This window comes from Hungatella sp. (assembly GCF_046966825.1).
The window spans coordinates 1-14,244 of the sequence record NZ_JBKVCZ010000051.1 but is presented as its reverse complement, the minus strand read 5'-3'; the positions used below and the strand labels follow the sequence as shown (position 1 = coordinate 14,244).

Genomic DNA, 14,244 nt, shown 5'->3' with positions numbered 1-14,244 from the left:
TTCCTCTATTCGCTACGTCCCGGAAAAGCCGGTACCACGACTGCGTCTGCATCTGCGCCCGCCGCCGGTTCCTGCTGGGGAACTGCCTGCTGCTGCGCCGTTTCCTGCTGTCCTGCGTTTCCACCTGCTGCATCTCCGGCGCCACTCGTCCGGCCTGCGTTTCCCTGCCCGGCATTTTCCTGTCCAGCTTTTCCCTGCCCGGCACTTTCCTCCCCTGCATTTCCCTGTCCAGCACTCTCCTGCCCTGCACTCTCCTGCGTCTGTCCGTCGGCCGCACTCTCGTTTGCTCCCGCCTCCGCCGAAGACTCACCGGTTTCTGCTGCGTTCTCGTTCTTTTGAATTACCGATGCCTTACCACGGTATGTCGTATTGTGAAGCGGAGTCTCTTCCAAGACATTGCCGTCTTTGGTCACTACGCGGAAGGTCTTCCAGACTCCGCCTTTCTGCCCCTGATCCACAATCTTCTCCGTACCTGCCGGAAGCCCGTCATTGGCCTCGTACACCGGAGCCGGTGGTTCTACGTCCCTTACCTTTTCGGAACGCATGGTCACCTTCACGCCATCTTCCAGAATCGGAAGGCCCACTATGGATATCTTCAGTGTGTTATCCTTCAGAGAGGCACGGACTGCCACCGTTGTCGGCTCTGAATTTACAAACTTAAGGTCCGGCCCGGCATAGCCGTCAAAGCTTACCATGGCATCCTCTCCCGGCTGTATGTAACTCGGAGTAAAGCTGTGGGAATGGCGTTCCGTCGCCGAAAGCCCCGAACTCACAATGGCATTATAAAGCGTGGTAGATACCTGGCACACACCGCCGCCCGGTTCTTCAATCAGCACGCCGTTCCGGTATGCTCCGGCAGGCTGGTATCCCTTCTCCTTCGTCCTGTTTCCAGTGGCGAGATTAAAGGAAAATTCCTCACCCGGCTTCAGAATCCTGCCGTCGATCGCTTCCACCGCCAGACGAATATTCTCATTCCGGTTTTTGTTGCTTGTCGTCTTCGTCGTAAAACTTCCGATAACCTGATACTGTTCCTTTGCCTGCGCCGCGCTGCGTTTCGGGGAGCTCTCCGAAAATTCCGGTTCCACCGCAGCATAATTTCCAGCTTTTACCGCCTCCATCAGGCCCTGTACCAGCGCATCTTCATTCAGCGTTCTTCCAGCTTTCGCCTCCGAATAGGTATAGACGCCTGTTTCCTTATCAAAGGAGACAAGCTGGGAATCGGCCGCCGCGCGGTTCCATTTACCGGCAAGCTCCTTAGCCAGCGCACGGAAGGACTCCTCCAGAGCATCCATATCGAAACCGAATGTTCCAGTTTTCATCTGCCCGTTTCCGTAAATCTCATCCAGAATTCTCCTGACTGCTCCTCCGGTTTCCTCCTCCGCCGTCACGGTCTCATCCTGCCAGACCACAGACAGCCCCTTCGTCTTCTCCAAAAGAAGCTTCTCGGTGTCGCTCCGGCTCTTTCCGGTAATATCAATCCCTTCGACGACTGTGCCTTCGTAAGCCGTTACCGTCCCTGCCAGATGTTCCGCCACAGAGGCCGTGCTGCTCTCTTCCACTGCGGATTCCGGCCTTCTGCCGCCGGATCTCCGTCCAAAAGCCAGACCTGCCGTTCCAAGAACCGCAGCCAGTAAAATGACCGTTCCACCGTACATCACCAGCCTGGCCTGACGGCGGCGTCTCCTCGATCTTCCCCTCTTCATCTTTATCACTCCATTTCACACACTTTACTGCATTTCGCAGCAAACTGTAACTTTTATCATTTCAGTTTACACTGTAACAATAACAGATACAGTTAATTCTGTCAAGAGTGTTTTCGATAAAGCAGAGACAAACCGGCCCAGCTCCACGCCGTTCTTCCATATCCTCGTTATTCCCGCTGTTATTCCCTCCGTCATTCCCTCCGTCATTCCCTCCGTCATTCTATCCGTCATTCTCCCCGGAGCAGACGGTACAGTTCACGGTAATATTCGGAGTAAATGCTGTCTTTTCTCCATATAAAAGTAAAATCGTGGCTGAGCTCAAAGTCTTCCAGCACCACGCGTCTCAACCGGCCATCTTCCAGTTCCTTCTTCACAGCGGCCTCATATAAAAATGTGATTCCCCGTCCATCTGCCACCAGGCTCTTGATAGCGCCAATGTTGCTGATCTCCATCAGGTCCTCAAAATCGTGAATCAGAAGGTTCTTGCCTTCCAGATACCGCTCGAACACATATCTTGTACCGGATCCCGGCTCCCGGATAAAGAACCTTTCCTGCGTCAGATCCTCGATCACCTTACCCTCGCTGTGAAACTGATATTCCGGCGAAGCCACGATCACAAATTTCCCTCTGTCGTAGACGAGAAAATCGTATTCCTTTTTTTGAAAAAAGCCCTCTACCACTGCAAATTCGATCTCCCCCTCGTCAAGGCTCCGCAGCAGATCCTGGGTGTCGGCCACCACCATTTTCACAGAAATATCCGGCTGGGCGTCCATAAGCCGCATCAGCGCTTCCGGGAGAACGTACTCTCCCACAGTCATAGTCGCCCCGAACACGAGACGCCGCCCGCCGCCATCCGACATCTTGAGCGCCTGCTTTAAATGAAGCTCATCGTGCTGCATCGTCGTTGCCGCCGACAAAAGCATCTTCCCCGCCTCCGTAAGTCCGATCTTTTTACCGCTGTACTCAAACAGCTTTACCTGATAGTGTTCCTCCAGATAGTGAATATGGTGCGACACAGCAGGCTGTGTAATGTTCAATTCCTCCGCCGCCTTTGTAAAATTCATGCATCTGCATACGGCGAGAAATGTATCCATCCGAAAATCCAGCATCTGAACTTTCCTCCTTTTGTAAAATACGTTCCTTTCTCTATATCATAACATATATTTATCAATAAATAAATATTTAGAATTTTATTTTATGGTTATCCTTCTGTATAATGGTAACAGTTTCCATGGTCAGTCAAATTTTCAAGCAGGCATACACTTGACCCGTTGCCCGCTGGAATAAATTTATCCCCATGATCTCATAATAATATCGAACAAGAAAGGAATTTTTAACTATGAAAAAATATACCGCAGGGCTTCTGATCTGTCTCGCCATCTCCATACCGGCCTGGTTTTTAGGCAGACTCTTTCCAGTAGTGGGCGGCCCCGTCTGTGCCATCTTAATCGGAATGGCTATTGCCCCGTTTATAAAGGGAAAGGAGCTTTTCCGCCCCGGGATCGCATTTACATCTAAGAAGATTCTCCAGTACGCCGTCGTTTTACTCGGCTTCGGCATGAACTTATCCGTGGTTCTGGAAAAGGGAAGGCAGTCTCTCCCCATCATCCTGGCCACCATCACCACATCGATTCTCATAGCGGTTCTGCTCTTCCGGCTCTTGAAGATCCCGACGAAGAGCGCCATCTTAATCGGCGTCGGTTCTTCCATCTGCGGCGGTTCTGCCATAGCGGCAACTGCGCCGGTCATCGAGGCGGACGACGAGGAGATCGCACAGTCTATCTCCGTTATCTTCCTGTTCAACATTGCCGCCGCATTAATTTTCCCCGCGCTCGGCGCCGCTTTAGGGCTTTCCAACGAGGGATTCGGGCTGTTTGCCGGCACCGCCATCAATGATACCTCCTCCGTCACGGCCGCCGCTGCTGCATGGGACGGAATCTACGGAAGCAATACGCTGGAGGCCGCCGCCATTGTTAAACTAACCAGAACCCTGGCGATTATACCCATCACCCTGTTTCTGGCATTTTACCGCACAAAAAAAGAACAGAGCGGCTCCGGAAATACCTTTCAAATCGCAAAAATATTTCCGTTTTTCGTTCTGTTCTTCCTTCTCGCATCCGTACTGACCACCGTATTTCATCTTCCCGCCACGGTTACGGGACCGTTGAAAGATTTAAGCAAGTTCTTCATCATCATGGCCATGGCCGCCATCGGGACCAATACCAACCTGGTCACCCTCGTAAAAACAGGAATGAAACCGATTCTTCTGGGCCTGTGCTGCTGGATCGGAATTTCCCTGGTCAGCCTGTCCATGCAGAATTTTCTGGGCATCTGGTAAGCGGTTCCTGATTTCTTAAGCAGGCATGAAGGCGATCTTTATACTGTCGCCTTCCACCGCCTCACCTTTCGACCTGGTAATCGGAAGCTTCTCGTCTTCCGTGAAGCCGATGGTCTCCCCATCCTTTAAAAGCACATCATCACGGAGCACATAGCTCGCAATATCAAAGAGGAATTCGTGAAGCTCGGCTGGCGCAGCCGCGCTTTCCAACACCTCGATCTCATCCTTCCCAAAAGCAGTCATGCCGTATGTATACCCGTTCATCCCTTTTTCCGTCTGATACAGGCCAAAATAAATCCAGTCTAAAATCGGATACGTCTCTTCTTCCTCCTTCATATCTTCCGCCACGGCGCAGTACATCTCCGGCGCAAACACGGTTCCGCTGGTATAAATTCCCAGCGCATTCTCCTGCTTTAAGCAGGCCGAAGAAATCTTTACGTAAAGCTTACCGGCTTCAAACGGATCATTTTCCCTTCCTCCGACCACGGCAGCCAGAATATGGGCCTGGTGCTCACTGGCCGCGTCCACAGCGCCTTTCCAGAAATAATTGGACTTAGCGTAATACTCCGCCTCTCCCGCAGGCACAGGTGCCGGCATCAGACTGATGGCTACCATATAATTATCTGCCTCGAATACGATGGTGTCGTTATCCGCCTCCTCCTCATCCGGTACGCTGATATTCCACTCATCCAGCAAATCCTTTTTTAACTTTTCTGCATCCCACACCGGGGAAGACAGAAGCACACTGCCGACAAACGAGCCTTTTTCCTTGTTTTCCATCGCGTTCTCCTATAGTATCTTCTTTTTCTTAAAAAACCAAATCTCGACCGCTACAATTACGACGCTCAGGAGAATCATCCCTGCGTAGCCGTATTTCCATCGAAGCTCCGGCATATTGGCAAAATTCATTCCGTACCAGCCTACCAACAGGCTGAGGGGCAGAAAGATCGTCGTCACCACGGTCAGCCAGCTCATGATCTGGTTCTGATTGGAGGCAATCTGAGACTGGTACATCTCCCGAATCTGAAATACATACTCCCGCAGCATCTCCACATGATCGTGAAGGCGGCTGGCCCGGCTGGCGAACATGCCGAAACCGGCGCATTCCCCTTCGGAAAACAGGTGGTTGTCATTGGACTCCAGTTCCTCTCCCAGAGAGATCAGCTGTTCATAGTAGGTGTGCAGTGCAAGCAGTTCCTTTCTGCTCACAATCACCGTCTCATAAAAATTCTTCGGCTGATGATCCAGCAGCTCGTCCTCCATGTCCTCCAGCTTCGCCTCATACTTCTGCAGGAAAAGCACATCGTTGCGGATCAGATAATCCATTAAGAGGATCAGAAACTCCGCGGGAGCGGCAGGCGTCCCTTTTTCCTTCGCCCTCTCCTCTCCAGCATGGGAATGGGCAGTCCCTTCTTTCGACGCAATGTCCTCCATCCGTTTGATGATCTCAGTCAGCATATCTCCTTCGTCGATCAGAATCAGTTCACTGTCCGTCACATAGAAGCCAAAGGAGAACTTCTCGCCCAAAAGATCATTTTTATTGGGAATCATAAAAGTCCCCATCGTGCAGCCGCCGTACGCCTCCGCCTTGCAGTAATGGATATTCTCCATGGAATGCAGCAGTACCTTCCGGTGAAGGTACGTCTCCTTCGCCTCCCGGAACTCCTCCAGCGTCATGACTGTAATACAGGCGTCATCACCCTCTCGTCTCTCTCCATCGGAAAGTCTGGTCAGCCTTGTACCAAAGCTGTAACTTACCATCGTTATTCCCTCTTTCCTTCCGTATTACTCCTGTCTGATGAAGACGACTTTGTTGTTTGTCTTATTCTCCCGGACCTCTAACTGGCTGATACTCTGCACAAACTTGGAAAATGTGGAGTAGCCATAATCCTTGACCTTGAAATCCCCATACTTCCTGTGCATGCCGTTGCCCAGAGCGGCCAGCTCCAGGCCGTTCCTTCCGCTGTTTCTCACCAGCTTTATGGCGTAATCATCCAGCTCCTGTTTCCTGGTTCGGTTGTCCTTTATGCGAACCGTTACTACATTATTTGATTTCTTCAGTTCAAAACTATCCATTTCCTCCAGAAATTTCGAAAGAGAGCTGTAACCATAGCTTCTGACGTCGAAATCAGAATATTTTTTTACAAGACGATTCCCAATTTCTCCCAGACCAGTAGCCTTATTCATATCGTCGTTCTCCAGTATAATAGAAGCGATATCCTGTTCGATGACTTCCCGTCCTACCGTTACTCCGCTGACGCTCTCCTCATCCTGGTCAAGCAGGATCTCTAAATTGGTAAACACAGTACATGCGGCGCGGAATGATTTCGGAGTCTTCTCCTCACCCATGCCGATGACTTCCTTTCCCGATTCCCTCAGCCGGCTGGCCAGCTTCGTAAAATCGCTGTCACTCGAAACAATACAGAATCCATCCACGTTATCGGTATACAGCAAATCCATGGCATCGATAATCAGCGCAGAGTCGGTGGCATTCTTTCCCACGGTATTGGAAAACTGCTGAATCGGTGTAATTGAATTTTCCAGGAGTTCCTGTTTCCACTTTCCCATCTGAGAGCTTGTCCAGTCTCCATATATCCTTTTGTATGTAATGACACCATACTTTGTCATCTCAGCCAGAATATAGCTGATGTACTTTGCTGAAATGTTATCCGAATCGATTAATACTGCAAATTTCTTGTCATTCAATGTTCTGATCTCCTGTTATCCTAGTGATATCTACCATTATATTTTATTCTGGTCCATTATACAATAAGGCAAATGGTTATTCTGGCATATTTTTTGCATCGTATTTTTATCTTCCGTGCAGATACTAGAAAAGAAGATACTTTACAACGCAACATGAAAGGAGTGTTCTTATGAATTTGAATTCAAACAGTTCATGTGGCTGCGGAAAATCCGACAGTGACAAGAGTACACCTGCCGCCGCTTTAACACTGGCTATCGCGACAGTACCGATGCAGCCCTGGGAACAGCCATATGAGCCTGCTGCCGCTTTACAGCACGGAACGATCTTCCCTTGTCTCGACTTACCGTTTTATGTGACTGGAGGTGGTAAATAATGGCAGACCGCGAAACAATGTTAAAACAGATTAATGAAATCAGCTTCACAGTCAATGATCTGACCCTGTTCCTTGACACCCATCCTCTTGACGACAACGCTTTAAAGGCATTCAGCGACGCCATGAAGCAGAGAAAACAGCTGATGCAGACGTACGCAGAGAATTTTGAACCGCTGACGGTTGACTGTGTCTGCCCCGATACCAACAACAAATCAGAAACCCATACGAAGTATCCGGGACAGAAGCATTTTACCTGGTCTGACGGTCCGCTTCCGTGGGAAGGAGGTACTGTCTAATGTGGAATTATGAAAAACGGCTTCAGTTTCCAGTAAAAATTTCGACGCCATGCCCGAAGACGGCATCTCTCATCATCACCCAGTTTGGTGGTCCTGATGGAGAGCTGGCTGCTTCCATGAGATATCTTTCCCAACGTTACTCCATGCCATGCAAGGAAGTTGGCGGACTTTTAACGGATATCGGCACGGAAGAGCTGGCCCATCTGGAGATGATCTGCGCCATCGTTTACCAGCTGACGAAAAATTTAACGCCGGAGCAGGCAAAGACTGCAGGCTTTGACGCCTACTACGTCGATCACACCACAGCTCTGTGGCCGACCGCCGCAGCAGGCGTCCCGTTTAATGCCTGTGAGTTCCAGTCCAAAGGCGACGCCATCACCGATTTAACGGAAGACCTGGCAGCCGAGCAGAAGGCCAGAACCACCTACGATAACCTGATCCGTATCATCGACAATCCGGAAGTCAGAGAACCGCTCAAATTCCTGCGTGAACGTGAAGTGGTTCATTTCCAGAGATTCGGCGAAGCACTGGAAAAGATTAAGTCCAATCTGGATTCCAAGAATTTCTACTACTTCAATCCGGAATTTGATAAGCAGTTTGTAAAGAAATAAAGACTGCGCAATAGCACAGAGCGGCGGGAACGATTCCGCCGCTCAATTGTGTTTTTACAGGATAAATTATGATTAATTTTCCATTTTTTTCTTGCATTTTCCCGTCAACGTGGTAAAATAGTTGCTATGGAGGTGTAGCTCAGCTGGGAGAGCGCTTGCATCACACGCAAGAAGTCGCAGGTTCGAGCCCTGTCATCTCCATTAGAAGAAATTGCTGATTTCCTGAATGGGAGGTCAGCATTTTTTTGTTATAAAAGCTTTCTCTGCAGAAGCAACATTGCCTTATTAGGGGAATTACGATTTCCTTCCCCCGGTTAATCAGTCAACTTCTAATCGCATGAGAATAATATCCTGCTCCATTCACCCTATTTCTGCTCATCATAACTGTACTTCAGCAGCTCATAAATCTCATCTGTCACCGGATCATCTTTAAAATATCCTTCTAAAAGGCTTAAGACTTTCTCCGCGAATTCCGACGGGATCGGCTTCCCATCGATGGCTGTGTGGAGATCCTGCTTCATCTCGCTGACCATCTCCCGCTTTTCCGGTATGGGAAGCCCGTATATCTTGCACAGCATGCCGATCGCCGCACACGCTTCATTCGGCGAGGTCAAAGGTGCGTTTTCGAATCTCGTCTTGATCTCTACTGCCTGTTTGTTAATGTAAAACACCATCTCTCTCCACTCCTTTTTCTCAGATCGGCCGGCCGGCTCTATTTTATCAGGCGGCCGTCATTTTGCTGGAAGCTTACCCGGAAGCCCTCGGTACGCTCTACCATATCCAGGCGGCGGATCATCCGGTTAATCACATCCACCGGTACACTCCGCTCCCGAATCGTATTGCGCCGCAGCACTTCCCGGTAAGGCACCTCCAAATATCTGATATTCACTCTTGCACCATAATTGCTGCACAGCCGGCATATCTTCTGTCTGTTGTCCAGCACCAGATTGGTTGCATTCCACACAAATGGGGTCTGCGTGCGCAGAAATCCCTTTGCCCGCTCTCTCGCAACGGCCGCAACAGGCCCGGAAGGCTCACTCGGCCGCACTCCCATCTCCTCCCGGATGTCATCCAGGGATATCACCGGGAGATGTGAAAAATTCTCCTGAATATACGTATCCTTACCTGCCAGAGGAAGCCCCGCCATCACATAGACATCAAACTTCGTCGTATCGTAGAGGCATTCCTCCGGCCATATGTTCTGTTTCTCAAAGTAACAGAAACGCGTATACTCATTGGCAAAATGAATCCGCTCATCATAACAGCCTGTTTCCCCGGCATAAGCCCTGAAATATTCCACCGTCTCCAGAGCCGCCGTCTTGTCGCTGCACTCCCGTCCCAGCACATCTGCCCGCCCAAGAAGATAGAGCAGCTTCAGCCTGACGCTCTCCCTTGCTCTCACAAGGCTAATGGAAGGCGACTCCTTCTCCATAAACAAAAGCGGCAGCCCATGGTAACGGATCAGCCAGGCTATCTCCTCCCTGACCGTAAACGGAATCGAAAAACATTCCTCTAATTCCTTATAGCACAGTTCCCGAAACCGCTTCATCCCCGCAATGCTGTGCCCGGGTGAAATGATTCTGCCCTCTTCTTCGGCCGAGGGCATTGTACAGCTCTTCTTTCCAATATCGTGGAACATGGCGGCCATATAAAGGACCGCCCGTTCCTCTCTGTTTAAATCCTTCCACGCTTCACCTGACACGACCGCACGGCAGACGCGCCTCGTATGCTCCAGCACATTTCCCTCACGGTGCCATGTGCTGTCCTGCATGACGTCTTCCAGCTCCTCCAGCCATCGAAATTCCGCGAGGAGTGCGTCAAAGCAGTATCCCTTCTGCTCTAAGAAATCTTCAAGTCTCTGCTGATCTGCCATACTCACACCTCCTCCCGAATAGGAATATCCGAGAATAAATCCGTCCCCGGCGCCAGCTGGTTCGGAATGACGGGCCGGTTGAGCCAATGCGTCTCCGAATCGAGAATTGTGTTTAAAAATGTGCTTCTCACATATTTAAACCGGTCCTTCACCAGACCGTCCTCCTCTGCCTTGATGTAGAGCCCCTCCATCAGATCGGACATATCTGTCTGCCTTTTTACCAGTTCCCAATAAAGCCCCTGTCCTTCACACTGCTCCCGCAGGGACTGCTCATACCGCTCCGACTTAAAATGTGACCTGCCAAGCCAGGAAACCAGCTCTTCCAGAGAATCCAGCCTGCCCTCAAACAGAACGAGGACCGACACAATAAACGGGCACTGTAAGAGCAGCTTCCTTCGCGCAGCCGTACTTAAAAAGCATTTCGTTTCCTTATCAAAAATGTCAAATTCCATAAAATAATGGGTAAGCCTGTCATAGTACACCGTGTGTTTGGCATACAGCCATTCTCCATACATCACATAGCGCGTCCCCAGCATCTCATATAAATTCGCCTGATGGCAGCTGGCCCACGTCTTAAACAGATCAAACTGGCGCTCTCCATAGCCGCCGTTTAAGAAATGGCCCCTGCTCTGGAGCATCAGTTTGCCGTTCTCCCCAAAGCTGACGCCGCAGTTGGCGCCATCCACCTTTTCCTCCAGAACCACGAATTTTCCCCTGATCTCCTCGAATCTCACATTTTTCAAATCCTCGTCGCCCGCCTGGATTCTGGAGCCTTCGATATGGCGGGTTCTCGGATATTTATAAATCATTTCCATATTCATTTCACTTCTTTCTCTCTTCATGTTCCCGTTATATGCCACAGACCTTTCAGCCATCCACCAAAGCGCACGTTTCCATTTTACGCAGCAGGAGTCCTTTCCCATTACAAATAAAGAGTCCGGCAAGCCGGACTCTCGCGCCGGAGCGCGGTCGCTTCAGCGGCCATATTTCTTTAGCGCGGAGTGTGCATCCCCCGGAGGGCTTTTATTTCATAGGACGAACTTTTCTGTGAAATAAAAAAGCTGTGGCCCATACATCACCACAACACAAATTAAGTCCCGCGGCAGCTTCCGAAAGATCCATACGTATCCTCCCGACCAGCCGCTCACGAAAACAGACGAAAAAGAAATTCTTTTTCGGGCGTGTGTACGGTGTAATAGTATCGTTTATAAGGGTATCAAAACAAGACGGCCCGCACGCTGCGTTCCATCCCAGGTTCCATTGATTTACTTATAAACAAACCATTACATCGTTCTCACCCTTTCTTTATAAAGCTAGGGTAATCTTACCATCAAATAAATAGAATGTCAATTTATCTATACAAATAACGTGGCGTCACCTATAATAAAGGTATCAATTTTATTACGGAGGCAGAACTATGCGTAACTACTTTCTTATTTATGAAGACTGCTGTTTCTTTGAGATCGTCCTGCTGGGATATTTCATGAAATACTCCTCTCTTGGTGAACAGCCCTGTGCTTACTGCATGGCTGGCTCCGCTGACGACACAGGCAGCGGAACGATCCGCACATCGGAAGGCTTCTGCGTTCAGGCAGACACATTTTTAAAGGATATCGATCCGGACGAAGTCACCTCCTTCATCATTCCGGGCGGCGATATCGCCCATGTCAGAGGAGACGAACTGAGTGCCTTCCTTCACAGCCTGGGCCGGGACAAATCCTGTATCTGCGCCATCTGCGCCGGCGTCGATCTTCTGGAAGAATACGGTTTTCTGGAAGGAAAGAACTCCATTCGGACAAGCAAAAATCTGGCTGTGAGCGACGGACGTCTCATCACAGCCAGACCAGAGGGATATGTGGATTTTGCGGTTGAAGTGGGAAAGGCCATCGGCCTGTTTTCAGACGAGGCCGACATTGCCGAGACACTGGACTTTTTTAAATACCACAAATCAGAGATCTAAAAACGGCAGCCACAGATATTTAAACCTGTAACTGCCGCCCGTCTGCCCTTTAAACCGTTGCAATATCAATCAACGTCAATTCATTCGCCCTGTTTTCCATACTGGTCACAAGGGCCGCCGCCGTATCGAGTGAGGTCAGCACGTTTACGCCTGTCTCGATGGCATTTCTTCTGATTATGAAACCGTCACGGCTCTTATCCGCCCCCTGCGGCGGGATATCGATAACCAGATCGATCTCATGTCCCAGAATCAGATCCAGCAGGTTCGGGGACTCCTGTTCCAGCTTTCTTACTGCCAGCGCCTTTACTCCATGGCTGTTTAAGAACTTCGCAGTTCCCGCGGTGGAGAAAATCCGGTATCCCTGTGCCTGGAATCTTCTTGCTATGTCCACGGCCTCTTCCTTCTCGGAATCGCGGACCGTGATAATCATATTTTTATACTTCGGAAGACGCACGCCTGCTCCCTCAAATGCCTTATAAAGCGCCTCATTGAAGGTCTTCGCAATTCCCAGACACTCTCCGGTAGACTTCATCTCCGGCCCGAGGCTGATATCGGCGCCGCGGATTTTTTCAAAGGAGAATACCGGCATCTTGATGGCGATATAGTCCGCGGAAGGCTGAAGTCCCGGCGTATAGCCCAGCTCCCGGATGGTCCGTCCGCAGATGATCTGCGTCGCCAGCGGCACGATGGGGATTCCGGTAACTTTGCTGATATACGGCACGGTACGGGAAGAACGCGGATTCACCTCGATGATGTACACGTCGTCTCCGTCCACAATAAACTGAATGTTGATCATGCCTTTCACGTGAAGGGCTCTCGCCAGCTTCTCCGTATAGTCTACTAAAGTCTCGATGTTCTTCTCTGTCAGATCCTGAGCCGGATAGACGGAAATACTGTCGCCGGAATGAATACCGGTCCTCTCGATATGCTGCATGATTCCCGGGATCAGAATGTCGGTGCCGTCACAGATGGCATCAACCTCGATCTCTTTTCCCATGATATACTTATCTACGAGTATCGGATGCTCCTGGGCAATCTGGTTGATGATTCCGATAAATTCGTCCACATCCTGGTCGCTGATGGCGATCTGCATGCCCTGGCCGCCCAAAACATAGGATGGACGGACCAGCACCGGATATCCCAGCTTATGGGCCGCTTCTTTAGCCTCTTCGGCAGTGTAAACCGTATGGCCCGCAGGTCTCGGAATACTGCATTCCTCCAGAATCTTGTCGAACAGCTCCCGGTCCTCCGCCGCATCCACATCTTCTGCGGCCGTACCGAGAATGGTCACACCCATCTTCATCAGACTTTCCGTCAGCTTGATGGCCGTCTGGCCGCCAAACTGAACCACTGCCCCATCCGGCTTTTCGATGTCCACGATGCTCTCCACATCCTCCGGTGTCAGCGGCTCGAAATACAGCTTATCCGCAATATCGAAGTCGGTACTTACCGTCTCCGGGTTATTATTTACAATAATCGTCTCATAGCCCTCTTTGCTGAACGCCCAGGTGCTGTGAACCGAACAGAAGTCAAACTCGATCCCCTGGCCGATACGGATCGGGCCGGAACCGAGGACAAGCACCTTCTTCCGCCCGCTGGTATATGCGGCTTCATTCTCGCTGCCAAAGCAGGAATAGTAGTAAGGCGTCTCCGCCGCAAATTCAGCCGCGCACGTATCCACCATCTTAAACGCGGCCACAATGTTGTTGTCCTTACGAATCTGATGAATCTCCTGTTCGGAGCTTCCTGTCAGTCTGGCGATGACGTTGTCCGGGAACTCGATTCTCTTGGCTTCTCTCAGCAGATCCACCGTCAGCGGTCCCTTCTTAAGCGCCTCTTCCATCTCCACAATGATCGCCAGCTTATCGATAAACCAGACGTCGATCTTCGTGATCCCATGGATCGTCTCATAGGTGAAGCCGCGTCTTAATGCCTCCGCGATCACCCAGATTCTCCTGTCGTCCACGAGGGCCAGCGTGTCCTTTAATTCCTCGTCGGAAAGCTCCGTGAAATCATAGGACATCAGGCTGTCCACATGCTGCTCTAAGGAACGGATCGCCTTCATTAAGCCGCCTTCAAAGTTCGTACAGATGCTCATGACCTCTCCGGTCGCCTTCATCTGGGTTCCCAGCGTTCTCTTTGCGCTGATGAACTTGTCAAACGGGAGACGCGGCATCTTGACCACGCAGTAATCCAGCATCGGCTCGAAGCTGGCGTACGTCTTCTTCGTAACCGCGTTCTTAATCTCGTCCAGGGTATAACCAAGCGCGATCTTGGCTGCAACCTTGGCAATGGGATATCCGGTGGCCTTGGAAGCCAGCGCGGAGGAACGGCTCACACGCGGGTTTACCTCGATGACACAGTATTCAAAGCTGTCCGGGTT

General features: G+C 50.5%; 15 protein-coding genes and 1 tRNA gene. 6 read left to right on the top strand and 10 right to left on the bottom strand.

Annotated features, from left to right (window positions below):
• Window positions 1-5: 5 nt before the first annotated feature.
• The 3 genes from ACLTD4_RS16540 to ACLTD4_RS16530 all read right to left on the bottom strand — a co-directional run bounded on the left by ACLTD4_RS16540 (window position 6) and on the right by ACLTD4_RS16530 (window position 2,812).
• Window positions 6-1,703 carry a VanW family protein gene (locus ACLTD4_RS16540; RefSeq protein WP_117623615.1) on the bottom strand — a complete coding sequence of 566 codons (1,698 nt, stop codon included), beginning with the start codon at window positions 1,701-1,703 and terminating at the stop codon, window positions 6-8.
• Between the two features lie 66 nt (window positions 1,704-1,769).
• Entirely contained in the window at window positions 1,770-1,934 is a 165-nt protein-coding gene (locus tag ACLTD4_RS16535; RefSeq protein ID WP_181991312.1) for a hypothetical protein, read from the bottom strand.
• Window positions 1,931-2,812, bottom strand: coding sequence for a LysR family transcriptional regulator (locus tag ACLTD4_RS16530; RefSeq protein ID WP_055658746.1), 882 nt, complete (start codon window positions 2,810-2,812; stop codon window positions 1,931-1,933). The genes ACLTD4_RS16535 and ACLTD4_RS16530 overlap by 4 nt, the downstream gene beginning before the upstream one ends.
• Window positions 2,813-3,042: 230 nt before the next feature.
• Here ACLTD4_RS16530 and ACLTD4_RS16525 point away from each other — a divergent pair, with 230 nt between their 5' ends.
• Window positions 3,043-4,041, top strand: a complete 999-nt coding sequence (locus tag ACLTD4_RS16525; RefSeq protein WP_055658744.1) for a YeiH family protein — start codon at window positions 3,043-3,045, stop codon at window positions 4,039-4,041.
• 15 nt (window positions 4,042-4,056) lie between these two features.
• On the opposite strand, the gene ACLTD4_RS16520 is transcribed toward ACLTD4_RS16525, so the two are convergent.
• Genes ACLTD4_RS16520 through ACLTD4_RS16510 form a run of 3 tightly spaced genes read right to left on the bottom strand, consistent with a single transcriptional unit; the run spans window position 4,057 to window position 6,747 of the window.
• Window positions 4,057-4,821: a DUF4261 domain-containing protein gene (locus ACLTD4_RS16520; RefSeq protein ID WP_117623614.1), complete on the bottom strand. Its 765-nt coding sequence runs from the start codon at window positions 4,819-4,821 to the stop codon at window positions 4,057-4,059.
• A 9-nt stretch (window positions 4,822-4,830) separates the two neighbouring features.
• Window positions 4,831-5,802, bottom strand: coding sequence for a CorA family divalent cation transporter (locus ACLTD4_RS16515; RefSeq protein ID WP_117623613.1), 972 nt, complete (start codon window positions 5,800-5,802; stop codon window positions 4,831-4,833).
• A 24-nt stretch (window positions 5,803-5,826) separates the two neighbouring features.
• On the bottom strand, window positions 5,827-6,747 hold the full coding sequence (locus ACLTD4_RS16510; protein WP_055658740.1) for an NYN domain-containing protein: 921 nt from the start codon (window positions 6,745-6,747) through the stop codon (window positions 5,827-5,829).
• A gap of 170 nt (window positions 6,748-6,917) precedes the next feature.
• Here ACLTD4_RS16510 and ACLTD4_RS16505 point away from each other — a divergent pair, with 170 nt between their 5' ends.
• From ACLTD4_RS16505 to ACLTD4_RS16490, 4 genes are all read left to right on the top strand, one after another.
• Complete coding sequence (locus ACLTD4_RS16505; protein ID WP_055658737.1) at window positions 6,918-7,121, top strand: spore coat associated protein CotJA; 204 nt, start codon at window positions 6,918-6,920, stop codon at window positions 7,119-7,121.
• On the top strand, window positions 7,121-7,417 hold the full coding sequence (locus tag ACLTD4_RS16500; RefSeq protein WP_002603201.1) for a spore coat protein CotJB: 297 nt from the start codon (window positions 7,121-7,123) through the stop codon (window positions 7,415-7,417). Before ACLTD4_RS16505 ends, ACLTD4_RS16500 begins: the two co-directional genes overlap by 1 nt.
• On the top strand, window positions 7,417-8,028 hold the full coding sequence (locus tag ACLTD4_RS16495; protein ID WP_055658735.1) for a manganese catalase family protein: 612 nt from the start codon (window positions 7,417-7,419) through the stop codon (window positions 8,026-8,028). Before ACLTD4_RS16500 ends, ACLTD4_RS16495 begins: the two co-directional genes overlap by 1 nt.
• A 128-nt stretch (window positions 8,029-8,156) precedes the next feature.
• Window positions 8,157-8,229 (top strand) — tRNA-Val (locus tag ACLTD4_RS16490).
• Window positions 8,230-8,393: 164 nt separating this feature from the next.
• Here the strand turns inward: ACLTD4_RS16490 and ACLTD4_RS16485 are convergent.
• The 3 genes from ACLTD4_RS16485 to ACLTD4_RS16475 are packed head-to-tail and all read right to left on the bottom strand — an operon-like array spanning window position 8,394 to window position 10,716.
• Complete coding sequence (locus tag ACLTD4_RS16485) at window positions 8,394-8,702, bottom strand: DUF3837 family protein (protein WP_055658733.1); 309 nt, start codon at window positions 8,700-8,702, stop codon at window positions 8,394-8,396.
• A 38-nt stretch (window positions 8,703-8,740) separates the two neighbouring features.
• Window positions 8,741-9,901 carry an AAA family ATPase gene (locus ACLTD4_RS16480; protein WP_117623612.1) on the bottom strand — a complete coding sequence of 387 codons (1,161 nt, stop codon included), beginning with the start codon at window positions 9,899-9,901 and terminating at the stop codon, window positions 8,741-8,743.
• A gap of 2 nt (window positions 9,902-9,903) precedes the next feature.
• Complete coding sequence (locus ACLTD4_RS16475) at window positions 9,904-10,716, bottom strand: RNA ligase family protein (RefSeq protein ID WP_117623622.1); 813 nt, start codon at window positions 10,714-10,716, stop codon at window positions 9,904-9,906.
• Between the two features lie 602 nt (window positions 10,717-11,318).
• Here ACLTD4_RS16475 and ACLTD4_RS16470 point away from each other — a divergent pair.
• Window positions 11,319-11,861, top strand: coding sequence for a DJ-1/PfpI family protein (locus tag ACLTD4_RS16470; protein ID WP_117623611.1), 543 nt, complete (start codon window positions 11,319-11,321; stop codon window positions 11,859-11,861).
• 49 nt (window positions 11,862-11,910) lie between these two features.
• Here the strand turns inward: ACLTD4_RS16470 and carB are convergent.
• A partial coding sequence (carB, locus tag ACLTD4_RS16465; RefSeq protein ID WP_412331426.1) for a carbamoyl-phosphate synthase large subunit occupies window positions 11,911-14,244 on the bottom strand: 2,334 nt, incomplete at its 5' end.